Origin of the sequence: Alistipes sp. (assembly GCF_020026455.1) — a bacterium.
Taxonomy (GTDB): Bacteria; Bacteroidota; Bacteroidia; order Bacteroidales; family Rikenellaceae; genus Alistipes.
On the sequence record NZ_JAHHQJ010000003.1, the window covers coordinates 158,851 to 183,055 of the forward strand.

Annotated in this window: 15 protein-coding genes, 1 tRNA gene and 2 pseudogenes; 14 read left to right on the plus strand and 4 right to left on the minus strand. The window is 59.6% G+C overall.

Annotated features, from left to right (window positions below; genetic code table 11):
- Nucleotides 1-303 precede the first annotated feature (303 nt).
- From bamD to QZ460_RS02855, 6 genes are all read left to right on the plus strand, one after another.
- Nucleotides 304-1,122, plus strand: coding sequence for an outer membrane protein assembly factor BamD (gene bamD, locus QZ460_RS02830; RefSeq protein WP_290540085.1), 819 nt, complete (start codon nt 304-306; stop codon nt 1,120-1,122).
- Between the two features lies 1 nt (nt 1,123).
- Entirely contained in the window at nt 1,124-1,456 is a 333-nt protein-coding gene (locus QZ460_RS02835) for a DNA-directed RNA polymerase subunit omega (RefSeq protein WP_290540086.1), read from the plus strand.
- 12 nt (nt 1,457-1,468) lie between these two features.
- Nucleotides 1,469-2,689: a bifunctional phosphopantothenoylcysteine decarboxylase/phosphopantothenate--cysteine ligase CoaBC gene (gene coaBC, locus QZ460_RS02840; RefSeq protein ID WP_290540087.1), complete on the plus strand. Its 1,221-nt coding sequence runs from the start codon at nt 1,469-1,471 to the stop codon at nt 2,687-2,689.
- A gap of 74 nt (nt 2,690-2,763) precedes the next feature.
- On the plus strand, nt 2,764-4,407 hold the full coding sequence (gene recN, locus QZ460_RS02845; RefSeq protein WP_290540088.1) for a DNA repair protein RecN: 1,644 nt from the start codon (nt 2,764-2,766) through the stop codon (nt 4,405-4,407).
- Nucleotides 4,408-4,480: 73 nt separating this feature from the next.
- A complete protein-coding gene (locus tag QZ460_RS02850; RefSeq protein WP_290540089.1) occupies nt 4,481-5,068 on the plus strand; it encodes a phosphoglycerate mutase family protein in 588 nt (195 codons plus the stop codon).
- Between the two features lie 128 nt (nt 5,069-5,196).
- Nucleotides 5,197-5,874: an MIP family channel protein gene (locus QZ460_RS02855; RefSeq protein WP_290540090.1), complete on the plus strand. Its 678-nt coding sequence runs from the start codon at nt 5,197-5,199 to the stop codon at nt 5,872-5,874.
- 59 nt (nt 5,875-5,933) lie between these two features.
- On the opposite strand, the gene QZ460_RS02860 is transcribed toward QZ460_RS02855, so the two are convergent.
- The 3 genes from QZ460_RS02860 to QZ460_RS02870 form a co-directional block, all read right to left on the minus strand.
- Complete coding sequence (locus tag QZ460_RS02860; protein WP_290540091.1) at nt 5,934-6,848, minus strand: DMT family transporter; 915 nt, start codon at nt 6,846-6,848, stop codon at nt 5,934-5,936.
- A gap of 281 nt (nt 6,849-7,129) precedes the next feature.
- Complete coding sequence (groL, locus tag QZ460_RS02865; protein ID WP_290540092.1) at nt 7,130-8,761, minus strand: chaperonin GroEL; 1,632 nt, start codon at nt 8,759-8,761, stop codon at nt 7,130-7,132.
- A 15-nt stretch (nt 8,762-8,776) separates the two neighbouring features.
- Nucleotides 8,777-9,046 carry a co-chaperone GroES gene (locus tag QZ460_RS02870; protein ID WP_022062262.1) on the minus strand — a complete coding sequence of 90 codons (270 nt, stop codon included), beginning with the start codon at nt 9,044-9,046 and terminating at the stop codon, nt 8,777-8,779.
- Nucleotides 9,047-9,279: 233 nt separating this feature from the next.
- Here QZ460_RS02870 and QZ460_RS02875 point away from each other — a divergent pair.
- A tRNA-His gene (locus QZ460_RS02875) sits at nt 9,280-9,356 on the plus strand.
- A 253-nt stretch (nt 9,357-9,609) separates the two neighbouring features.
- Here the strand turns inward: QZ460_RS02875 and QZ460_RS10200 are convergent.
- Nucleotides 9,610-9,705, minus strand: a pseudogene (locus QZ460_RS10200) (DUF3408 domain-containing protein); the annotation flags it as partial.
- Nucleotides 9,706-9,749: 44 nt separating this feature from the next.
- On the opposite strand from QZ460_RS10200, the pseudogene QZ460_RS02880 reads away from it, so the two are divergent.
- The 7 genes and pseudogenes from QZ460_RS02880 to QZ460_RS02910 form a co-directional block, all read left to right on the plus strand.
- A pseudogene (locus tag QZ460_RS02880) lies at nt 9,750-9,917 on the plus strand (mobilization protein); the annotation flags it as partial.
- 241 nt (nt 9,918-10,158) lie between these two features.
- Entirely contained in the window at nt 10,159-13,995 is a 3,837-nt protein-coding gene (locus QZ460_RS02885; RefSeq protein WP_290540093.1) for a hybrid sensor histidine kinase/response regulator, read from the plus strand.
- A 163-nt stretch (nt 13,996-14,158) separates the two neighbouring features.
- A complete protein-coding gene (locus QZ460_RS02890) occupies nt 14,159-17,197 on the plus strand; it encodes a TonB-dependent receptor (RefSeq protein ID WP_290540094.1) in 3,039 nt (1,012 codons plus the stop codon).
- A 10-nt stretch (nt 17,198-17,207) separates the two neighbouring features.
- Nucleotides 17,208-18,821: a RagB/SusD family nutrient uptake outer membrane protein gene (locus tag QZ460_RS02895; protein ID WP_290540095.1), complete on the plus strand. Its 1,614-nt coding sequence runs from the start codon at nt 17,208-17,210 to the stop codon at nt 18,819-18,821.
- Nucleotides 18,822-18,829: 8 nt separating this feature from the next.
- Nucleotides 18,830-20,545 (plus strand): DUF5114 domain-containing protein, encoded by a 1,716-nt coding sequence (locus QZ460_RS02900; protein WP_290540096.1) that lies wholly within the window; start codon nt 18,830-18,832, stop codon nt 20,543-20,545.
- 17 nt (nt 20,546-20,562) lie between these two features.
- Nucleotides 20,563-21,615, plus strand: a complete 1,053-nt coding sequence (locus tag QZ460_RS02905) for a glycosyl hydrolase 53 family protein (RefSeq protein ID WP_290540097.1) — start codon at nt 20,563-20,565, stop codon at nt 21,613-21,615.
- A 2-nt stretch (nt 21,616-21,617) separates the two neighbouring features.
- A complete protein-coding gene (locus QZ460_RS02910) occupies nt 21,618-24,065 on the plus strand; it encodes a glycoside hydrolase family 2 TIM barrel-domain containing protein (protein WP_290540098.1) in 2,448 nt (815 codons plus the stop codon).
- Nucleotides 24,066-24,205: the final 140 nt, after the last annotated feature.

Below are 24,205 nucleotides of genomic sequence, written 5' to 3' on the forward strand. Positions count from 1 at the left end.
CGAAGGCCCCGCCCATTTTCCCGCTCTCACCGCTCGCCGGCTCTCCTCCCTCCGCCGCCGCCCGCTCCCATGCCGCACCCGTCCGCGCCCGACCACCGGCCCGCCACGCCCCCGCCGCACCCGTCCGCGCTCGCCTTCCCCGGCACGCACCGCAACCGACAGCAACCGACCGCAAATACACCGGTTCGCCACACCCCGAAACCGCACTGCACTCCTCCGCTGTCGCCGCAAGCAATATTTTTTTTTGCAAATCGTTAATTTATGCGTAACTTTGTGCGATAAAGCGCCGTAAAAGATTCATAAATGAAGCAGACTTTTTTATACGCCCTTTGCGGAGTGGCGGTTGCGATCCTCCTCGGAGGATGCTCCGGGATGAATGCCCTTCTGAAAAGCGGGCAGCCCGAACTGATTTACAGCAAGGCGCTGGAGTACTATCAGAAGGAGAAATGGCAACGCGCCTCGACCCTTTTCGAGGGCGTGCAGCATTACTACGCGGGCACGTCGCGCGAGGACAGCGTCCTGTTCTTCAATGCCCGCTGCAAATACAAGAACCGCGATTTCGACACGGCATCGGCCCTGCTGGACGACTTCCGCCGCAAATTCGGCCGCAGCGCCTTCATCGAAGACGCCGAGGGCATGTATGCGCTCTGCTTCTACTACCTCTCGCCGGGTCCCTCGCGCGACCAGACGATGACCGGGCACGCGCTGATCGCCATCAACGAATTCATATCGCGCTACCCGCAGAGCGACCGTGTCGAGAACTTCCGGAAAATCGACACCGAGCTGACCGAGCGGCTCCACGAGAAGGCCTACCTGAATGCCTACACCTATTATAAAACGGGCAAATACAAGTCGGCGATCGTGGCCTTCAAGAACGCGCTGAAACAATACCCCGAGAGCAAGCACCGCGAAGAGATCATGTATCTGATCGTCGATTCGGGCTACCACCTGGCCAGCAATTCGATCTCCTCCAAGCAGACCGACCGCTACCTGTCGATGCTCGACTCCTACCTCTCGTTCAAGGAGGAGTTCCCCGAATCGAAACATATCAAGAACCTCGACCGCATGGCCCAGCAGGCCCGCGATTACCTCGACCGCAATAACAAGGACAACAACATATAAGATGGAAATCAAGAAGAACATTCCCAACAACACCGTCACGCGCAAGCTGGTGGATCTGGACCGGGAGACGGGCAACGTCTACGAAAGCATCAACATCATCGCCCGCCGCGCCAACCAGATCTCGACCGAACTCAAGACGGAGCTCAATCGCAAGCTCGCCGACTTCTCATCGCCCACCGACACCATGGAGGAGACCTTCGAGAACCGCGAGCAGATCGAGATTTCGCGTTACTACGAGCGCCTGCCCAAACCGGTGATCATCGCCACCGAGGAGTTCCTCGACCACGAACTGGTCTACAAGGAGGGCAAGGACGGCGAGTTGAAGGAGATCTAACATCCGCACGCAATGACATCCCCGGAGACGTGTCCCCCGCTGGCGGGACGCCACATACTGCTGGGTATCACGGGTAGCATAGCGGCCTACAAGGCTGCCATGCTTTGTCGTTTATTGAAGACGGCCGGCGCCGAGGTGCGCGTGGTGATGACCCCGCTGGCAAAGCAGTTCATCACCCCCCTGACGATGGCCACGCTCTCGAAGAACCCGATTCTGGTGGAGTTCTTCGATCCCGAAAACGGAGCGTGGAACTCCCATGTGTCGCTGGGCGAATGGGCCGACTGCTACCTGATCGCCCCGGCCACGGCCAACACCCTGGCCAAAATGGCCTGCGGCATCGCCGACAACCTGCTGCTGACCACCTACCTCTCGGCGCGCTGTCCGGTCGCCGTGGCCCCGGCCATGGATCTGGACATGTATGCCCACGAAGCCACGCAGCAGAACCTCCGGACACTTGCCCGACGCGGCGTGCGGATCGTCGAGCCGGGCGAAGGCGAACTGGCCAGTGGTCTTCAGGGCAAGGGCCGCATGGCCGAACCCGATGCGATCGTCGCATTCGTCAGCGATCTTCTCTGCGAAAAAAAAAAGAGCCTGCAGGGTAAACGACTGATCGTCACGGCTGGAGCCACGATCGAAGCCATCGACCCCGTGCGGTTCATCTCGAACCACTCCTCGGGCAAAATGGGCTATGCCATTGCCGGGGAACTGGCCGCCAGAGGCGCCTGCGTAAAGCTTGTCACGGGCCGCACCTCGCTGCCGACGCCTGCGGGCGTGGAGCGAGTGGACGTACTCTCGGCCGCCGAGATGTACGAGGCTGCGGTCCAGGCCTTCGACGGGGCCGACGGGGCTGTCATGTGCGCCGCCGTGGCCGACTACACCCCCGACCGGGTTTCGGAGACCAAGATCAAGAAATGCGACGGCGACATGTACATTCCCCTGCGCCGCACGCGCGACATCGCCGCCGAACTCGGAGCACGCAAGGGCAGCCGCCTGCTGGTGGGATTCGCCCTGGAAACCCACGACGAACAGGCGCATGCCGAAGCCAAACTCGAAAAGAAGAATTTCGACTTCATCGTTCTCAACTCGCTGCGCGACGCCGGAGCCGGCTTCCGCGGCGATACGAACAAGGTGACCCTCATCGATGCCGCTGGCCGCGAAGAGCTTCCCCTGCTGTCGAAGCGTGAAGTCGCCGGACGCATCGCCGAACGCATCGCAAAGTTCTTCGCCCAATAGCACGCAACAGGGCCCCGCGGGCTTCGTTTTTTCGTTTTTAATTCTTACTTTTGAATTCTTAATTCCGAATTGGTATGCTACGCCGTCTGTCGGTCGAAAACTATGCGCTCATCGACAAGCTCGAAATGGAGCTGGATCCCCACCTGAACATCATCACGGGTGAGACCGGAGCCGGCAAATCCATTCTGCTCGGGGCCCTGGGCCTGCTGCTCGGAGCCAAGAACGACGGGCAGGCGATGAAGGACGCAACGCGCAACTGCACGGTGGAGGGGACTTTCGAGATCACGGGGAGCGGTCTGGAGGCGTTCTTCGACGAGAACGACCTCGACTATGCCCCCGAGACGACCCTGACACGCATGATCACCCCTGCGGGCAAGAGCCGCGCCTTCGTCAACGACGTCCCCGTGCAGCTGGCGCAGCTGCGCGAACTGGGCACTCGCCTGCTGGACATCCACTCGCAACACCAGAATCTGATTCTCTCGTCGGAGGAGTTCCGGACCTCGGCTCTGGACACCGTGGCGGCCAACGGGGAGCTGCTGGCACAGTATGCCGCGCAGTATGCTCGGCTCACGGAACTGCGCCGCCAGCTTGCGACCCTGCGCGAGGAGGCCGCCAAGGGCCGCCGCGACGAGGAGTGGCTCCGCTTCCAAACCGAGGAGCTGACGGCCGCCGACCTGCGCCCCGGCGAACAGGCCGAACTGGAGGAGGAACTGACGGTGCTCGAAAATGCCGACCGCATCGGCGAAGCGCTGACCTCCCTGCGCAATGCCCTCGACACCGACGAGAGCGGGGTGCTGGCGCAACTCAAGAATTCGGAGAACGAACTCAACCACATCCGCAGCCACTACCCCGCCGCCGGAGAATACGCCGAACGGCTGCGCTCGGTGCTGGAGGAACTCAAGGACATCAACGGCTCGGCTGCCGCCGCCTGCGAACGGCTCGATGCCGACCCCGAACGGCTGGCGAAATGCTCGGCGCGGCTCGACACGCTGATCGCCCTGCAACAGAAACACCGCGCGGCGGACGAGGTGGGACTGATCGCCCTGCGCGATAGCTGCGTCGCACAACTCGCAGCCATCGTCCACAGCGACGAGGAGATCGCCCGGGCGGAAGCGGCCCTCGCAGAGGCATCCGCAAAGACCGCGGCGCTGGCCGACCGCCTGCACAAGGCGCGCGAAAAGGCTGCCTCCGGATTCGAGAAACACATCCTCGCAACCCTCGCCCGGCTGGGCATGGCCGAGACGGTTTTCCGCATCGCCCTGCTCCCCCTCGCGGAACCGGGGCGCACGGGCCGCGACAGCGTGCAATTCCTCTTCACGGCCAATCCGCGGATGACGCCGCAACCCGTCGAGCGCATCGCCTCGGGCGGCGAACTTTCGCGTGTGATGCTGGCCCTGAAGGCCCTGCTGGCCGAACGGATGCAGCTGCCGACAATCATCTTCGACGAGATCGACACGGGCGTTTCGGGCCGCATCGCCGACGCCATGGGCGAAATCATCGCCTCGCTCTCGGGCTCGATACAGGTGGTGGACATCACCCACCTGCCGCAGGTCGCATCGAAGGGCACGGCCCATTTCGTGGTCTACAAGCGCGGCGGGCGCACCGACATCACACGCCTCAACGACGAGGAGCGTGTGACCGAGATCGCCAAAATGCTCTCCGGCTCGGAGATCACCGACGCCGCCCTGGCCCAGGCCCGCATCCTGCTGGGCAAATAGCCGCACGCAACCGATTCCACACGCCGGAGCGCGACCGCTCCGGCGCCGTTATATACCCCAAAAAGAACATGCCATGACCGACATCCTCGACCTTGCGGCCGCCAACCGACAGCGGGCCCGCGAGATCATCCGCGACACCGATCTGGAAGCCGTCTGGCGCTCGGTGGGCGCCGAACCCAACCTCATAGGCTCGCTCCGCACGGGACTGCTGATGAAGCACCGCGACATCGACTACCACATCTACTCGGCCCCGTTGCGCGTGGCCGACAGCTTCGCCGCCATGGCCCGGCTGGCCGAAAATCCCCGCATCCGCCGCATCGAGCTGACCAACCTGCTCGACACGCGGGACCAGTGCCTCGAGTGGCATGCGTGGTATGCCGACGCAGACGAAAGGCTCTGGCAGATCGACATGATCCACATGCCCCGCGGCTCGGCGTGGGACGGCTACTTCGAACGCGTGGCCGACCGGATCGCCTCGGTGCTGACCGACGAGACGCGCCGCACCATCCTGCAACTCAAGTACGACACTCCCGACGAGGTGAAGATCCCGGGCGTTGAATACTACCGGGCGGTCCTTCGCGACGGCGTGCGCACCTATGCCGAATTCGAGACTTGGCGCGCGGCCAACCCCATCGAAGGGATCCTGGAATGGATGCCGTAGGTCCGCCGAAAACGCCGCCCGCCCGGAGGTGTCATCAATTTTTAGCACTTTTTTCTGCACCCTTTCCGCTCTTTTTTCGTATATTTGTATAAGCAAACAGGACATCAGTCCTCTAAACCCCAATGATCATGAAGAAATATTTTGCAGAAATGGTGGGAACCATGGTTCTCACTCTGATGGGCTGCGGAAGCGCCGTATTTCTGGGTTGCGACGCCCCGGCCGAAATTCTGGCTGTGGCGTTCGCCTTCGGTCTCTCCGTCGTAGCGATGGCCTATTGCATCGGCGGCATTTCAGGCTGCCACATCAATCCGGCCATCACGCTCGGCGTGTGGCTCTCGAAACGCATGAGCGGCAAGGACGCCGCCGGCTACATGGTGGGCCAGTTTGCCGGTGCCCTGATCGGATCGGCGATCATCTGGCTGCTCACCTCGACGGGAGCCTACGGCGCAACAACCGCAACGGGTGCCAACGGCTTCGGCGAAGGCGAAATGGTGCAGGCGCTGATCGCCGAGGTGGTCTTCACCTTCATTTTCGTACTCGTGGTCCTCGGCGCGACCGACAGCGAGAAAGGCGCGGGCAACCTGGCCGGACTGGCTATCGGCCTGACGCTGGTGCTGGTGCACATCGTCTGCATTCCGATCACGGGAACCTCCGTAAACCCGGCCCGCAGTTTCGGCCCGGCGATTTTCGCAGGAGGCACGGCACTCAGCCAGCTGTGGCTGTTCATCGTAGCGCCGTTCATCGGAGCCGCCCTGTCGGCAGGCGTCTGGAAGATGCTGAACTGCAAATGCGGCAAGGAGCAATAAAACCGGCCTCCACAGCAAAAGAAAACGGACCGTTCCTTTCGGGGACGGTCCGTTTCGCGTCAATGCCGGCGCTGCTGCCAGCGTTGCACGATTGTCTCGCCCCGGAAGTAGATGAGCAGCGAGCTGACGATGACCACCATACCCGCCACGGTGCTGAAATCGGGGTATTCGCCGGGCAGCATGATCCAGCTGAGCACCGCCCCCAGGACGGGATTGATCAAACGGCACATGTTGATGTCGCTGACCTTCGCCCCCTTCGTGCGCAGGGCCATGAACCAGAAACTGAAGGCGAAGACCGAGATGAAGACCAGCACGCCGAGACTGGCATAGAACCCAAAGGGTTTGGCCCAGAAGGGGTGAAAACCCTCCGCCGAGACCCCTACGCCGTAGATCAGCAGGCCGCCGAAGAACATCTGCACGGCATTCAGGAAAATCGGGTCGACCTTGCCCTTGTCCTCCGAAACCGAGATCGCGGAATAGCCCTGGAACAGAATGCAGGCCAGCAGCAGGACGATACCCCCGATGCCGCGCCAGTCGAGCGGCGAACCGTCGCTGCCCGTACCGACGATCAGCAGCAGCCCCGCGAGGCTCACCGCAAGGCTCACGACCTTGTACCGGTTCAGACGGTCGTTGCTGGCCACGAGATGCGCCAGCAGCACGTTGATCAGCGGCGTGAGGCCCATGACGATCGAACCGATGGCCCCGCTGACGAAATCGACCCCGAAATAGAAAGCCGTATAGCCCAGGAACATGTTGATCAGAATCAGATTGGCGAAGAGCCTCCGGTGGTGCATGATCTCGCACCACATGCCGCGATGCCAGGTGTAGGCGAAGAGAATGATCCCGACAATGGTGAAGCGCAGACCCGCGAAATTCATCGGCGTAAAATCGTAGCTCAGCCCCTGCTTGATGAACGGATTGACAATCGCCCACAATACCGAGGCCAGCATGGCATAGAGTATTCCTTTTTTCATAGCGTGCATTTTTTCGCCGCAAAGGTACAAAAAACAGGCGGCAAAACGAAACCGCCCCGGCCCGAATGCACGCCCCGACCCGGAATTCCCCCTCTTTCCGCTGGAAGACCGCAGAGCGAGCCCCCGCCCCGCCCCGTCCCGCACCCGCCCCGAATGCAGGGCTCGGACCGGGATCTCCCGGGCATCACGAAGAACGGGACGGATGGATCCGTACCCGAGGTACCTTCCATTCGTCCCGTTCGAGGGGTGTGCGGAAATATCCGCTTATCGATGCAAGTCCGTTACATCATGCCGCCCATACCGCCTGCGGGCATTGCTGGCATGGCGGGAGCGTCGGACTTCTTCTCGGCCAGCACGCACTCCGTGGTGAGGAACATCGAAGCGATTGACGCGGCGTTCTCCAGCGCTACGCGCGACACCTTCGTCGGGTCGATGATACCGGCTTTCAGCAGGTCCTCATACTTGTCGTCGCGGGCGTTGTAGCCGAAGGCATCCTTGCCTTCCTTCACCTTGTTGACAACCACCGAACCCTCGCCGCCGGCGTTCTCGACGATCTGGCGGAGCGGCTCCTCAATGGCGCGTTTCACGATCTGAATACCCGTCGTCTGGTCCTCGTTCTGGCCCTTCATGCCTTCGAGAGCCGCCGTGGCACGGATGTAAGCCACGCCGCCGCCCGGGACGATACCCTCCTCGACGGCTGCGCGGGTTGCGGCCAGCGCGTCATCGACACGGTCCTTCTTCTCCTTCATCTCGACCTCCGTAGCGGCTCCGACGTAAAGCACGGCAACACCGCCGGCCAGCTTGGCCAGACGCTCCTGCAGCTTCTCGCGGTCGTAATCCGACGTAGCCTTCTCGATCGACGCGCGGATCTGACCCACACGGGCTGCGATCTCCTCCTTCTTGCCGGCACCGTCGACAATCGTGGTGTTCTCCTTGTTGAGCGTCACCTTGTCGGCCGAACCCAGCATCGCGAGCGTCGTATCCTCGATCTTCATGCCCTTGTCGGCCGAGATCACGGTTGCACCCGTCAGGACGGCGATGTCCTCAAGCATCTCCTTGCGACGGTCACCGAATCCCGGAGCCTTGCAGGCGGCGATCTTCAGCGTACCGCGGAGTTTGTTGACAACCAGTGCCGACAGGGCCTCGCCATCGACATCCTCGGCGATGATCAGCAGTGCACGTCCGCTCTGAGCCACCGGCTCCAACACGCCCATCAGCTCCTTCATCGTCGAAACCTTCTTGTCCGTGATCAGGATATAGGGCTTCTCGAGCTGTGCCTCCATCTTCTCCGTGTCGGTGATGAAGTAAGCCGAAATATAGCCGCGGTCGAACTGCATGCCCTCAACCACCTCGACATGGGTCTCGGTTCCCTTGGCCTCCTCAACGGTGATGACACCCTCGTTGTTGACCTTGGCCATCGCCTCGGCGATCAGCTTACCGATCGTCTCGTCGTTGTTGGCCGAAATGGTGGCTACCTGCTCGATCTTGGCGAAATCCGAGCCGACCTCCTGGCTCTGCTTCTTGAGCGATTCCACGACCGTCGCAACGGCCTTGTCGATACCGCGCTTCAGGTCCATCGGGTTGGCACCGGCCGTCACGTTCTTCAGGCCGACACCGATGATCGACTGAGCCAGCACGGTTGCGGTGGTCGTACCGTCACCTGCATCGTCGTTGGTCTTCGAAGCGACCTCGCGGACCATCTGGGCGCCCATGTTGGCGAACGCGTCCTCCAATTCCACCTCCTTGGCCACCGTCACACCGTCCTTGGTGATCTGCGGAGCACCGAATTTCTTGTCGATGATCACGTTGCGGCCTTTGGGGCCGAGTGTCACCTTAACGGCATTCGACAGCGCGTCGACACCCTCCTTGAGGAGTTCGCGCGCCTCTACGTTGTATTTGATATCCTTTGCCATGATTGTTTATCGATTTTAGATGATTGCCAAAATATCGTTCTGTTTCATGATGAGGTAGTCCACGCCGTCGACCTGAATCTCCTGCCCGGCATACTTGCCGTAGAGCACCTGGTCGCCCTCCTTGACCTCCATCTTGACCTCCGAGGTTCCGGGGCCTACCGCAACGACTTTACCTGCCAGGGGTTTTTCCTTTGCCGTGTCGGGAATGATCAATCCGCCGGCCGTCTTCTCCTCCGCGGGATTCGGGAGAATCAGCACGCGGTCCGATAATGGTTTTACGTTCATAGCCTTGTGTTTTAAATTTGTTTGATATAATCTGTTTTATTCGCTTTCGCAACCTCTATCCCATCAATAGATGTGCCAACCGTTTTTTGGCAGATTTTGCGTGACAAAGGAGCAGAGACGACTGCCATTTTGTCATTTCCTTCATTTCCGGATGATTTTTCAGTCGTTTTTTTTGCACGGACCGAAAAAACATATTACATTTGCATCCCGATACGACAAATGCGTATCACACGGTGGATGTAGCTCAGTCGGTTAGAGCGTCGGATTGTGGTTCCGAAGGTCGTGGGTTCGAGCCCCATCTTCCACCCCAGGGCGTAGAAAAAGAAAGCGCCAAAACAAGCAAAAAACCTTATGTATCCTCAGGATATGTAAGGTTTTTCGTTTTTGTACGGCTCCTGAAAATGCATTCTTAGGCAACGTGTTCGAGCCCAAATCGTGACCTGTTTTGCCTACGGACTGATACCGGAGACCGACCTGGCGGAAAGGAACCAGTCAAGTTCCTTTCCGCCCGATTGTTTTTAGGCCAGCCACTGCGACAGCAAAGCCGTGCAGGGGATGGGCAGTTAAAATATCCGGCGACAGTTCTTCTTTTCGTGAAGATCGTTCAATTCATCACCATACAGATCAAGCACGAAGCATAGCATGTTGTCCACGAGCGAGGCGTGCGGAGTTCTCCCAAGTCGAACCCCACAACTTCTATCGAATGACTCATCAAAAAAAATGCAACACTCAAATCCCGACCCCAAGTTACAAATACCCGTTCCGGCTCAACAAGGAGCAGGAGAACCGCTTCCGGCAAATGCTTGCTGCCGCCGGATTGGAGCACAACCGCAGTCAGAGCATCGTCAAACGACTCTTTGCCGAGCGCTTCGAAGGTTATCCACCGTGCCCCGAGATTCTCGGTCCAGGAGAAGAGGCTATTCAACTTTTTAGTACCATATCACAGAATTTTTCTATTATTCTGCCAATTCTTTCTGAATAATAAACACAGATAATTAGGAACAAAACGAAGTTTATCGAATTGTTTCGATAGCGTTTCTCGAGAAAATAAATTAATTTTGTTTACACGGCCATCCGCTCAATGCATATTGAGACTTTTAGGCGACAAAATCATGAAAAGATTTTTGACATCCATACTCCTTACCCTTGCATGTTGGATCCAGGTGCAAGCCTCGGAACACCTGCTCTGGAAAAACATCTCCGTCGGCAACATGCCGATGGCGGTCCATGCAATCACGCGTGCCGAAAACGGATTGACCTGGCTGGGAACCGACTACGGCCTTTTCGGTTACGACGGATACAAAATATACGGATACGGCCCCGACAATGGATTTCCCAAATGCCAGATCTACGGGGTCGTATCCCGCAAAGGGACGCTCTACCTCGGCACCAACAACGGTTTGCGGATTCTGGAAACCCAATCGGGAGCGGTGCGATACCCGGTTACCGATCACAACCCCTCCGAAATCCGCGCCATGATCTCCGTGGAGGACAAATTATGGATCGGAGCTCTGTCCGGGCTGTACGAATACGATTTCCAGACCGACGAATTGCGGAAATTAACCTTGGATCTGCCTCACGAAGCCGTATATGCCCTTTTATACGATAGGGGACATCTCTATATCGGGACCTATCGCGGACTGTGCCGATACGACCTCTCTAACAACCGGATCGAGCCGATCAGGCTGGAATACCGGGGAACAGACAAATCCTCGATTTTTGTCAATGCGCTGGCTCTCGACCCCGGGAATTGGATCCTTCATGTCGGCACCGAAGGCAGCCTGCTCTCCTATGATCTGTCGGCGCAGCGCGTCGTGGTCGAAAATTTAAAGGGCAATTCGGTCAAATCACTGCAACTCTGTGCCAAAGACATTCTGGCGGGGACCGACAACGGGTTATATCTCCTCAGCGAGGAGCAGGAAACAACCTTGTACCGGCACGATTCACGCATTCCGGGCTCCATCGCCAACAACATCATCTGGTCACTGAAGGTCGATACCGAAGGCAACCTGCTGGCCGGGACCGACACGGGGCTTTCGATCACCAATACCACCTCGGCCCTAAATATCATCCAGTTGAGCGCCATGACCGGACGCGGCGACGGCAACCAGATCTCCTCCATGCTGCGCGACACGGACGGCGCCTTGTGGCTCGGCGGACCCAACGGCATCATCCGCGCGGCGGACGAGGAGACAGAATGGTTCCTGCCCGGGAATGCAAACAGCGGGCTTTCGCACAACCGGGTCCGAGACATCTTCCAGGACCACAACGGAACGGTCTGGGTTGCCACCGACGGCGGACTGAACCGTTTTGACAAACGCCGTCACCGCTTCGAGAGTTTCCACATCGAGGACGCCGACGGGAAATACAATGCCAACTGGTGTTACAGCGTCGTCGAGGATGCCGCTGCACACCTTTGGGTGGGCAGTTACCTGGGCGGCATCATGGCCGTGGACCCCGCAACACTGGGAGTCTGCAAGGTATGCCGGGCGCAACAGGCGATCAATACGGAGACGGGGCTTCCCAACAATCTGGTCAACCGGATCGCCCTGGACAGCCGGGGAACCCTGTGGGCCATCCTCTTCCGGGACGACTCCCTGATCCGGATCGACGACAACAGCCTGCAGCGCATCAGCGTAAAGGAGCTGACCGGCAACTCCCCCAACACGCTCTACATCGACCTGGACGACGAGATCTGGGTAGGAGCCACCGACAAACTCCTGCGGGTGTCGCAGGAGATGGAACAGACCCACGTATACCGGCTTCCGACCAGCGGATCGGGAAGCAACAACATCATCGACTTGGAAAAGGTCGGAGACAACCTGTGGATCGTCACCTCAACGGGTGTATGGACCTTGCAGAGCGATTCGGGCGAAGTCAATCTTTTGCCCGTTCCCGACCGATCATACTCCTCGATCTACCTCGACCCCGCCGACGGGGACGTTCTGCTGGGGAGCACTGACGAAATCATTCAGGTCAATCCCGCATGGATCGCCAGCGGCATCCGAAAAAAAGACGTGAACATCATGCGGGTAATCGTCGACGGAAAGGTCGCGTCGACCCCGTTTCTTGCGGAGACCGAGTTGTCAACCATCACGCTGAAATCCGCCTCCGACGAACTGAAGATCGAACTGAGTTCGCTCAACTGCAACCCGGTAATGACCTACCGCTACGCATACCATATCCCCGGGATTACGGATGATTATGTGGTTCTGCCTCCGGGAGAGAGCACCCTGTCTGTTCCGCATCTGCCGTCCGGCTCCCACGAACTGCTCATCAAGCATTACGACGCCGGAGCGACGCCGATAAAGCTACAGGTCAGGGTGCTCGCGCCGTGGTATGCACGCTGGTATGCCATCGGAGGCTACATACTCGTACTCGGCGGCGCAACGCTTTCGACAATCGTCCTGCTGCGGCGCCGCGACCGCAAACGTCTCGAACAGCGCGAACGCGACCAGACGTTGGCCAGCATCCGCCACAAGATGGAGTTCCTGACCAACATCTCGCACGAACTGAAAACCCCGCTTTCGATGATCCTCGGCCCGGTGAGCCAGTTGCGCGAGGAGGTCACGGACAAGAAGATGAGCCACACGCTCGACGTAATTCACAAGAATGCCGTCCGGATCAACGAGATGGTGCATAAAACCGTCGAGATCGACCGGGTGGACCTCGAAACGGAGGCCCCGATCATCCGCTCGCGGGTCGATGTCACGGAGTTCTGTCGGAGCATCTTCGACTCCTACGCGGAGGCCTGGCCGTCGGTGCATTTCGTCTTCACGGCGGACAACGAGCCCCTGACGGCGGAGTGGGATATCGTGAAGATGGAATCCGTCTTCAACAACCTCATCTCCAATGCGTGCATCTATTCGAAGGAGTATGCCACGATCGGATGCTCCATCCGACGGATCGGCAGTTCGATCGAAATCCGGGTTTCGGACGACGGCGTAGGAATCCCCGCCGGAGAGCAGCAATTGATCTTCCAGCGGCTATTCCGCTCGTCGCGCACCGCCGAACTGAAGAACGGGACCGGCATCGGGCTCTATCTGGTCAAGCGCTATGTCGAGATGCACGGCGGGGAGATCGGCGTCGAGAGTTGCGAGAACATGGGCACGACCTTCACCGTCCGGCTTCCATACGAAGCACCCAAGGCGTCCGCAACCCCGACACAGGAGACAAACCCGGATCTGTCCAGGCCCCGGGTCCTCATTGTCGAGGACAACCGGGCCGTTGCCGAGTTCATCCGGGATATTCTTTCGGAGCGCTACGAGTGCCAGATCGCCTCGAACGGTCGGGCCGGACTCGCCCTGCTACCGACCTTCCGCCCGGAGCTGATCCTCACCGACGAAATGATGCCCGTCATGCCGGGACTGGAAATGTGCCGGCGCATCAAGGCGATGCCGGCCTTCGCATCGATCTCGATCATCATGGTGACGGCCCGAGAGGACAATGAGACGGAGACACAGGCGGCTCGGCTCGGCATCGACACGTTCCTCTCGAAGCCCTTTGAGGCACCCCTGCTGCGCGCCTTGGTGGAGCAGCGGCTGCAGGCGAAAAACGCAGTTCGGGAGTCGCTGCGCATCGAGCAGATCACGACCATTACGCCGATCGTCGCCGAATCGGGCAGCGAACGTCAGCTCGATCTGGTTACCCGCACGATCGAGGAACATATCGACGACACCGAACTGAACGTGAAGACGCTGTGCGAAAAGACCGGGATCGGGAATAAACAGCTCTGCCGTCTGATCAAGAAATATGCGGGCGTCACGCCGGTCGAGTACATCCGCCAGATCCGCATAAAGAAGGCCGTCGTACTGCTGTCGCAGCACAAGTTCACCATTGCCGAGATCGCCTACATGGTAGGATTCGGAACGCCATCGTACTTCACCAAATGTTTCATCGCCCAATACGGCTGCAAGCCGAGCCAATATTCGGAGACCTCCGGCCAATAAGCCCTCCTACAAGCACACATGCGGATCGATGTCCCATATGTTGCATGATTTGTCTTTTTTGTGCGAGACGGGTTCGTTGGGGTTCGGTACTTTTGTGATGACGGCCGGGATGACCTCCGGCCAATTCGCCCCAATTCACTAACCAATTGAAAAGTCACGAAGTATGACTGAACCTAAACTCATCGCATGGATGCCCCATTCGATGGCATCGCATTCCCCCGTTCCGGCCCGGCGGCAAAAGGCCGGTGGGGTGCAGCTCCTGTGGCGCTGCGTGTGGCTCCTGCTTACAACAGTGCTGCTCTACCCGACCGGCGCATTTGGCCAAAACACGAAAAAAATCACAGGAACCGTCTCCGACGACACCGGAACGCCGCTTATCGGCGCCACGGTTCAAGTGGTCGGCACCACCGTGGGAACCGCCACGGACCTCAACGGCGCCTATCAGCTCGACGTCCCGACGACTGCAGCACAACTAATCGTCTCCTATGTTGGATATGTCACGCAGACGGTTGATATCACCGCCGATGTCATGAACATCACACTCCGCACCGATGCTCAGAGTGTCGAGGAGGTTGTGGTAATCGGTTACGGTGTCCGTAAAAAGAACGACCTGACCGGTTCGGTGGCCTCGGTCAGCGAGAAGGATTTCAACAAAGGTATGATCTCTTCGCCCGAAGCGCTGGTCAACGGCAAGATCGCCGGTGTGCAGATCGTCAACGGCGGCGGTTCACCGACGGCCGGATCGACCATCCGCATCCGCGGCGGTGCCTCGCTGAACGCGTCGAACGACCCGCTGATCGTACTCGACGGCGTACCGATGGAGGTGGGCGGCTCGGTCTCCGGGAGCGGCAACTTCCTGAGCCTGATCAACCCCAACGACATTGAGAGCATGACGGTGCTGAAGGATGCCTCTTCGACGGCCATCTACGGATCGCGTGCCTCGAACGGCGTCATCATCATCACGACGAAGAAGGGCTCGGGTGACGGCCTGAAGCTCTCGTTCCAGACGACGAACTCCCTCTCCACGAAGACCCGCACGGCCGACATGCTCTCGACCGACGAATTCATCTCCATCGTGAACCAGTACGGCACCGACCGGCAGAAATCGCTGCTGGGAACAGCCCGCACCGACTGGAACGACGAGATCTACCAACTGGCCTTCGGTACGGACAACAACCTCAGCCTGTCGGGACGCGCGGCCAAGTGGCTACCCTTCCGCATTTCGGCCGGAGCCTATTATCAGGACGGTATTCTCAAGACCGACAACGCCCGCCGATTCACGGGCAACCTAAACCTCAGTCCGACCTTTTTCCAGAACGACCTCCGGTTCAACATCAGTCTCAAGGGAGCCTATTCCAAGAATCGTTTCGCCGACACCTCAGCCATCTGGGGAGGTGCGACGCTCAATCCGACGATCCCCGTCTATTCGGGCAGCGACGCCTTCGGCGGCTACACCGAGGCGGTCGACAACAACGGCGCACCCGTCACGGGTGCCCTAGTCAACGCCGTAGGACGGTTGAATCAACACGAATCCACGTCGGATGTCTACCGCGTGGTCGGGAACGTCGATATCGACTGGAACGTCCGTTGGGTCAAGGGGCTGCGGCTCCATGCCACCGGAGGTTACGACTGGTCGCAGGGCGAGGGGCACATCTACGTGCCGAAGGCGGCCTATGCCTACTATACGACTGGCGGCCGCGATTATGATTATGGCCCGCAGTGCAACTACAACCGGCTGCTGACCCTCTATGCCAACTACAACCGCGACATCGAGGCCATCCGTTCGAACATCGACCTGACGGTCGGTTACGACTACCAGTTCTGGAAGTACACGACGCCGTTCTACGCCGAACTCAACGTCGATGGCGTACAACAATCCTCGACGGCGGCCACCGACCAGCGGCATGCCTTGATCTCCTACTACGGACGTATGAACTACACCCTGATGGATCGCTATCTGCTGACGGTCACCATGCGCCGCGACGGTTCATCGCGCTTCTCGAAGGATAATCGCTGGGGCACCTTCCCCTCCGTAGCCCTAGCCTGGCGCATCTCGAAGGAGGAGTTCTTCGCACCGCTGCGCCGGGTGGTCAACGACCTGAAACTCCGCATATCATACGGCGTGACGGGTCAGCAGGACGGCATCACGAACTACGGCTACATCCCTGTCTACACGCCAGGACTCGACGGTGCCCAATACCAGTTCGGCGGAAGCCCCGTCTATACCTACCGTCCCGAAGCCTATAACCCCGAGTTGAAGTGGGAGACGACCAAGGCATGGAACTACGGCCTCGATCTGGCTCTGCATGACAACCGGATCACCTTCTCGGCGGACTACTATACGCGCAAGACTGAAAACCTTCTGGCGACAGTTCCCGTTCCGGCGGGCACGAACTTCGACAAGCTACTGCTCGAAAACGTGGGCAACGTCGACTCCCAAGGCATCGAACTCTCCCTCACGGCCCATATCCTCAATACGAAGGACTGGAGTTGGACGGCCAGCGCCAACGCCTCCTGGCAACAGATTCGAATCCGCAACCTCACTCTGACGCCCGGAGCTCCGAGCCCCGATACGGAGGTCGGACCGTGGATCGACGCCTACCAGATGCAGGTCTTCTCGACGGATTACGCCCCCTACTCGTTCTACCTCTACAAGCAACTCTACGACCCCGAAACGGGGCGCCCGATCGAAGGTATGTACGCCGATTTGGACGGTAACGGAGAGATCACGACCAACGACCGTTACCACTGCCACTCACCGGCTCCGGACTGGATCCTCGGATTCTCGACTTCGGTACGGTACCGCAACTGGGCCCTCTCAACCTCACTGCGCGCCAACCTCGGCGGATATATCTTCAACAGCATGGCGATGAACACGGGAGCCTGGGAAACGATGAGCTACAACGACTACCAGTTGAACAACCTCAACCGCAGTTTCCTCGACACACGCTTCACCAAGCGCCAGTATCAGAGCGACTACTATCTGGAGAACGCCTCGTTCCTGAAGATGGACAACTTGCAGCTGACCTACGACTTCGGAAAGGTATGCAAGCATCTCAACCTGCAGATCTCGGCCATAGTGCAGAATGTCTTCACGCTGACCAACTATTCGGGCGTCGATCCCGAGACGGCCAACGGCGTAGACTCCTCGGTTTATCCCCGACCGCGCATCTATTCGCTGACAATCGGTCTTAACTTCTAAACCTACAACCATGAAAATTCGAACCATTCTATATACCGCACTTTTCGGGCTGGGGCTGCTGACCGCATCCTGTGTCGGCGACCTCGACCAGATGCCCACGACCGAAACCACCTCCTCGGAGGTCTACACACTAGCCTCTAACTACCGGATGGTGCTGGCGAAGATCTACGCCTCATACGTCCTTGCCGGGCAGGGTCAGAGCGGAGCCAACGGTGATCTGACGACGATTAACGGGCAGGATTTCTCGCGCTGCTACTTCAACCTACAGGAGGCCGCTACGGACGAGGTGGCCAACACGTGGCTCTCGGGCAACAACCTCTCGGACCTGACCTACATAAGTTGGAGCAAGAAGGATGCTTGGGTGTCGGACTCCTACTACTGGCTTTACTTCAACATTTCGCTCTGCAACGAGTTCCTGCGCCACTGTACGGAGGGCGAAATCGCCCGTTTCGAGGCTTCGGAGCAGGCCGAGATCCGCACCTATCGCGCCGAGGCGCGCTTCATGCGCGCCCTGAGCTACTGGATGGTACTAGACCTCTACCACCAGGGCCCCAAGGTCGATGAGAATACGCCCGTTAGCGGCTACATCCCCGAAGCGTTCGACGGTACGGGGCTGTTCGACTTCATCAAGTCGGAGTTGACCACCCTTGTCGACGACGCCTCGGGGCAGGCCCTCCCCGACACGAATGAATACGGCCGGGCCAGCAAGCCCGTTGCCTGGGCGCTTTTGGCGCGCCTCTACCTCAACAGCGCCGTCTACCGCGGGAACGTCGTCGTGCAATACTACACGGATTGCATATCGGCCTGTCAACAGATTATCGGCAATTCGGCCTTCTACCTGGAGCCGGACTATACAATGCTCTTCAATGCCGACAACCATAAGCGGAGCCACGAAATTCTCTTTGCCATGGTATGCGACGCCACAACCTCTGTAACGTGGGGCGGCGGCACCTACCTCGTCTGCGGGTCGTGCGGAAACTCCAGTTCACAGGATCCCGCAAAATACGGACTTTCGAGCGGCTGGGGCATGTTCCGGGCGCGGGGTGAGATCGTCGAGAAGTTCGGCGACGTGGCAGCGACGGCAGACAGCCGGGCGCTGTTCCACACCGACGGGCAGACCCAATACTTCACAGGAGCCATCGACAACCAAGCCGAGGGCTACTTCTTCGAGAAATTCACCAACCTGACCGACGAGGGCAAGGCGGCTTCGAACTCCGCGGCCACGGGCTGTTCGACAGACTACCCACTGTTCCGACTGGCGGACGTCTACCTGATGGCTGCCGAGGCTTGCCTCCGCGGCGGCACGGGGCTGTCACGCAGCGAAGCGCTGGATCTTGTCAACCAGGTGCGTCTGCGCGCCTACCGGCAGGACGAGAGCGGCAAGATCACCGACGCCGACCTGACGCTCGATTTTCTACTCGACGAACGGGGTCGCGAGCTCTATCTCGAATCGGTGCGCCGCACCGACTTGATCCGTTTCGACCGCTTCACGACAGACAGCTACCTCTGGCAGTGGAAGGGCGGCGCGCTGGACGGACGCGCGGTCAACGCCCGCTACAACATCTACCCGATCCCCGACACGGATCTTACGGCCAACCCCAACCTTTCGAACCCGCTTTATTAGAATCGCCCATGAAAAACATATTTCAATCCATCCTCAGCCGGAGTCTACTCTGCGCGGCGCTTTTGGGAGTTGCCTCCTGCGCAAGCGAAATCGATCCGGTCTACATCGAACCGACGGACGACATCACGCTCGGCGGCGGATCACACGATATCACACTGAAGCCCGACACGCCGAACGCCCTTGTCCTAACCCTCTACTGGAGCGGCGACGGGCAGATCTCGTTGAGCGATCCGCAGCTGCAGGCCCCCGTGAACTACGCCGAACAGACCATCGAACTGGCGAGCGACGCCGAGTTTGTCAATAAGCTCGAAATCACGCTCGACAAGGAGGCCCGTTCGTACCAGTTCCTCAACGAAGATCTGAACACGCTGCTCGGTCGGTTGGGATACGAGGCCGACCGGATGGCACCTCTCTATATCCGGCTCCGGTCGGTGTTGGGCGCCAACATCGCTCCGACCTACTCCAACGTATTGGAGATCAACGTGCAGATCTATATCATCAGTCTGACACTCGGCACCGTACTGGACCGCAACTGGAGCGAGACCTCGATGCGTCTGGCATCGCCCGAGGAGAACGGCATCTATACGGGCTTCATGGGCGTCGCCGGATGGGAGAACTGGTGGTTCCGCGAGGCGAACAACACCGTGTGGGGCAACCTCGGCGAGGACGGCAAGACCTTTTACGCCTCATCGGACGACAGCCACTGGAACTTCTATTTCCCGGGACTCGCAGGATGCTACTACACGACCCTCAATACGGTGGAGGGATGGTGGAGCGGACTCCATATCGACCAACTGACCGTTGCGGGCGACCTCTCAGGTGAGATGGAATTCAATCGCAAGACCCTGCAGTGGACACTTCCCGTAAACCTCCCGACCGCAGCGACCGTCAACATCACGATTTCGGGACAAGGTAGCCTCTACAACCGTGAAACGACCGACATGGGACCGGCCATCGCACAAAATGTCGCCTTCGGCGGTGCGAGCAACGACCTGCAGTTCAGCGAAACGGGGTCCACAATCAGCGTCGAGGTTCCGGCCGGCGAAAATGCCCTCATTCTCGACCTCTCCAACCCGCTGTGCTGGACGCTCACGACCGGCGAGGCGACGGAGGAGCCCGAAGTGGCCACCTTGCTTTACGTCTCGGGGCTCGTCACCTGGGGCAGTGTGCCCGACGAGTATCTGACGCTCTACGACGAACCGTCGCTGAGCTACGGCGGAGCGCACTGGATCGACTCCGAATGGGGCTACCGAGTCTATTCCACCCAGGAATGGGACCTCGCCTACCACGCCGGAGCCGGATCTACCGGTCTTGCGGGCACGCTAATGCTGGCCGAATCCAACGCGAACATTCCGGCTCCCGAGGCAGGTCTGTATATTCTGGATTTCAGCATGAAGAACCTGACCTATACCCTGACAGCCGTCAAATCGGTGACCGTCACCGGACTGAACGACGACTGGTCGGAGCACGAAATGACGCAATCCACCGAGAATCCCGAGGTCTTTGTCGGGGAGTTTGTCAAGAAGAAGGAGGCCCCGTGGGGCGTGAAGGTACTGATCAACCACGACTGGGGACTCTTCTTTGGAGGCGGCAGTGGCACCCTGCGTCTGGGACACTCGGATGCCACGAACGGCTTCGACGGCGACAACGACTTTGAGATCGGCCAGACCTACCTTCTGACCGTCGACCTCGGGAAACAGACCTATGCCTATACGCTCAAATAACCGCATAACCCATGAAAATGACAACCATAACATCCATTCTGTTCTGCTCGGCACTGCTGGGCGCATCCTGCGCGGAGGAGGGTCCCGTGACCAATCCGCGCCAAGAGGAGATCATTATTCCCGAAAAAGAGACCGGCTTTGCCTGCGGGGCCGACGTGAGTTGGCTGACGCAGATGGAGTCCGAAGGGCTGAAATTCTACAGGCCAGGCGAGAACCGCGAGGAGATGGAGTGCATGCAGTTGCTGCACGACTGCTGCGGCGTCAACGCCATCCGTCTGCGCGTGTGGGTCAATCCAGCCGAAGGCTGGTGCGGGGTGGCCGACGTGGTGGTGAAGGCCCGTCGTGCCGAACGGCTGGGACTGCGCACGATGATCGATTTCCACCTCTCCGACACCTGGGCCGATCCCGGCCACCAGCAGATCCCCGCCGCATGGAGCAGCTTCGCGCTCGAAGAGCTTTGCGAAGCCGTCGCCGCCCATGTCTCCACGACGTTGAAGGCCCTCTCGGCCGCCGGCGTCACCCCCGAGTGGGTGCAGATCGGCAACGAAACGACGCCGGGAATGCTGCTCCCGATGGGTTCGGTCGAGGCTCCCGACCAGCTTGTGGCGCTGAACAATGCCGGATACGACGCCGTCAAGGAGGTTTACCCCGATGCACAGGTGATCGTGCATCTCGACGGCGGCAACGACCAGTGGCGTTACGACCGGATGTTCGGCATTCTGGAGAACTACGGCGGGCGCTACGACATGATCGGCATGTCGGTCTATCCCTACTGGGCGGAGCAGGCCGGGGAAACGGGCGGCTGGGAAAAGGTCGCCGACGACTGCCTGGCGAACATCGAGCACCTGCGGAAGACCTACGGCAAACCGGTCATGATCTGCGAGATCGGTATGCCCCACGACCAGGCCGAGGCGTGCAGGCTGCTCATCAAGAAGATGATGGCGGCCGACGTCGAAGGTATCTTCTACTGGGAGCCCGAGGCCCCGGCCGGTTACAACGGCGGATATAACATGGGCTGTTTCGACAACGGAGTCCCGACAGTAGCACTCGATGCCTTCAAAGTTCAATAACAATGATAAGACGTATATTCTTTCTGTGTACGGTCATGGCTTTTCCAGGAGCCATGACCGCTGCCCGCGCCGCATCACCGCGCTCGGCCGTTACACTCCACGACGGATGGGAGTTTACCCGAGGTGAAGCCTCGGCCGAGAAGTCGTGGCAATCGGTCCGGATTCCGCACGACTGGGCCATCTACGGTCCCTTCTCGCGGGACAACGACCTGCAGGAGGTGGCCGTCGAACAGAACGGCGAACAGGTTGCCACCATCAAGACCGGCCGCACGGGAGGTCTTCCCTTCCTCGGCAAAGGCTGCTACCGCACGACGATCTCGATTCCCGACACCACCGACCGGAGCCACGTGCTGCTCTTCGACGGGGCGATGAGCAATGCCCGCGTGCGGGTGAACGGCCGCGAAATCGCCTACTGGCCCTACGGCTACAACTCGTTCGTCGCCGACATGACTTCGGTGGCCGTACCCGGTGAAAACCGGATCGAAGTGTCGCTCGAAAACTTCGAAAAGGCTTCGCGCTGGTATCCCGGGGCGGGTCTCTACCGCAACGTGCATCTGATCTCCACGAACAAGGTCCATATTCCGGTCTGGGGGACCCACATCACCACCCCCTCGGTCCATGACGATTACGCCAGCGTCGCGCTGGAGATCGAGGTTGAGGGACTTGCGAAGCATCAGAGCATCGATCTGGTCACCGACCTTCTCGATGCCGCAGGCAACACGGTCGCCACGGCCCGCAACCGCTATGTCTACCGCGGCCAGACCTTCACGCAGCACTTTCTGGTGAACGATCCGCAATTGTGGTCGCCCGACACCCCGGTTCTCTACACGGCCCGCACGCAGATCAAACGCGACGGAGAGGTACTCGACGAGTACGCCACGCGCTTCGGCATCCGCACGCTGGAGTACGTTCCCGAGAAGGGCTTCTTCCTGAACGGCCAACCGAGGAAATTCAAGGGCGTCTGCATCCACCACGACCTGGGGCCGCTGGGAGCAGCCGTCAACCGCTCGGCGATCCGTTACCAGATCGAGCTATTGAAGGAGATGGGCGCCAACGCCATCCGCACGGCCCACAACATGCCGGCCCCCGAGCTGGTCGAGCTGTGCGACGAGATGGGCATGATGCTGATGGTCGAGCCCTTCGACGACTGGGGATTCCGCCCCAAGTCACCCAACGGATACGGACGCTTTTTTGCGGAGTGGGCCGAACGCGACATGACGAACATGATCCGGGCCTACCGCAACGCACCGTCGGTAGTCATGTGGTCGATCGGCAACGAGGTTCCGTCGCAATGGGGCCCGGACGGGATGGATGAACTGGTGATGCTGCGCGATCTGGCGCACCGCCTCGACCCGACGCGCCCCGTTACCTGCGGCATGGACCAGATCGGCGCCGTACTGGACAACGGCTTCGCCGCGGCCCTCGACATCCCGGGATTCAACTACAAGCCGCAATTCTACGACGAAGCCTACGAACGCCTTCCGCAGCGCCAGATCCTCGGCTCGGAAACCGCCTCGACGGTCTCGTCGCGCGGCATCTACCACTTCCCGGTCACCTTCGCTGAGCACAACGTGGTGCTGCACGACGACCACCAGTCATCGAGCTACGACAACGAGACCTGCTCATGGTCCAATACGCCGGACCTCGACTTCTCACGGGACGACGACCACGACTGGGTGCTCGGGCAGTTTGTCTGGACGGGATTCGACTATCTTGGGGAGCCATCGCCCTACGATACCGATGCCTGGCCGAGCCACAGTTCGCTATTCGGGATCATCGACCTCGCATACCTTCCCAAGGACCGCTATTACCTGTACCGTGCGCAGTGGAACGAGCACGAGGAGACGCTCCACGTGCTGCCTCACTGGACCTGGCCGGGCCGCGAGGGCGAGACTACGCCGGTGTTTGTCTATACCTCCTACCCGAAGGCCGAGTTGTTTGTCAACAGCGAGAGCCAGGGCGTCCGTGAAAAGGCCACGTCGGGCGATCCCGCACAGCGTTACCGGCTGATGTGGAACGATGTGAAGTACCAACCCGGGGAGATCCGCGTGGTGGCCTACGATACGGAGAACCGGCCTGCCGAGGAGCGAGTTGTCCGCACGGCCGGGAAGGTCTACCGCCTTGTCGTGACACCCAACCGCCAACGGCTTGTCGCGACGGGCGACGACCTGCTGTATGTGACCGTGGAGGTTGAAGACCGCGACGGTAACCGGGTTCCGGCCGACACGCGGACGATGACGTTCCGGGTCGAGGGGGCGGGGACCTTTGAGGCCACAGCCAACGGGGATCCGACCTGTACGATGTCGTTCCGGGAGTCGCGGATGAAATTATTCAGTGGTGCTGCCACGGCGATCGTGCGGTCGGCCCGAACGCCCGGCACGGTACGATTCACCGTCTCGGCCTCGGGTGTAAAATCCGCGAGCATGGAGATCCCGGTTATTCCCAAGTAATCATCAAAATCTTCCGACAATCAGAATCCCCGGCAGAAATATGCTGCCGGGGGTTCTTTTGACCACAACAGTTGTCCTCCGGGATTTCATAATCACCGAAAAACAATCCAAGTTTCAGAATTTACAACAAATTTCATCTC

What these genes read in the sequence shown, in the direction of transcription:
- bamD (WP_290540085.1), top strand. Translation starts at nt 304, where the DNA reads ATGAAGCAGACTTTTTTATACGCCCTTTGCGGAGTGGCGGTTGCGATC.
- QZ460_RS02835 (WP_290540086.1), top strand. Translation starts at nt 1,124, where the DNA reads ATGGAAATCAAGAAGAACATTCCCAACAACACCGTCACGCGCAAGCTG.
- coaBC (WP_290540087.1), top strand. Translation starts at nt 1,469, where the DNA reads ATGACATCCCCGGAGACGTGTCCCCCGCTGGCGGGACGCCACATACTG.
- recN (WP_290540088.1), top strand. Translation starts at nt 2,764, where the DNA reads ATGCTACGCCGTCTGTCGGTCGAAAACTATGCGCTCATCGACAAGCTC.
- QZ460_RS02850 (WP_290540089.1), top strand. Translation starts at nt 4,481, where the DNA reads ATGACCGACATCCTCGACCTTGCGGCCGCCAACCGACAGCGGGCCCGC.
- QZ460_RS02855 (WP_290540090.1), top strand. Translation starts at nt 5,197, where the DNA reads ATGAAGAAATATTTTGCAGAAATGGTGGGAACCATGGTTCTCACTCTG.
- QZ460_RS02860 (WP_290540091.1), bottom strand. Translation starts at nt 6,848, where the DNA reads ATGAAAAAAGGAATACTCTATGCCATGCTGGCCTCGGTATTGTGGGCG.
- groL (WP_290540092.1), bottom strand. Translation starts at nt 8,761, where the DNA reads ATGGCAAAGGATATCAAATACAACGTAGAGGCGCGCGAACTCCTCAAG.
- QZ460_RS02870 (WP_022062262.1), bottom strand. Translation starts at nt 9,046, where the DNA reads ATGAACGTAAAACCATTATCGGACCGCGTGCTGATTCTCCCGAATCCC.
- QZ460_RS02885 (WP_290540093.1), top strand. Translation starts at nt 10,159, where the DNA reads ATGAAAAGATTTTTGACATCCATACTCCTTACCCTTGCATGTTGGATC.
- QZ460_RS02890 (WP_290540094.1), top strand. Translation starts at nt 14,159, where the DNA reads ATGACTGAACCTAAACTCATCGCATGGATGCCCCATTCGATGGCATCG.
- QZ460_RS02895 (WP_290540095.1), top strand. Translation starts at nt 17,208, where the DNA reads ATGAAAATTCGAACCATTCTATATACCGCACTTTTCGGGCTGGGGCTG.
- QZ460_RS02900 (WP_290540096.1), top strand. Translation starts at nt 18,830, where the DNA reads ATGAAAAACATATTTCAATCCATCCTCAGCCGGAGTCTACTCTGCGCG.
- QZ460_RS02905 (WP_290540097.1), top strand. Translation starts at nt 20,563, where the DNA reads ATGACAACCATAACATCCATTCTGTTCTGCTCGGCACTGCTGGGCGCA.
- QZ460_RS02910 (WP_290540098.1), top strand. Translation starts at nt 21,618, where the DNA reads ATGATAAGACGTATATTCTTTCTGTGTACGGTCATGGCTTTTCCAGGA.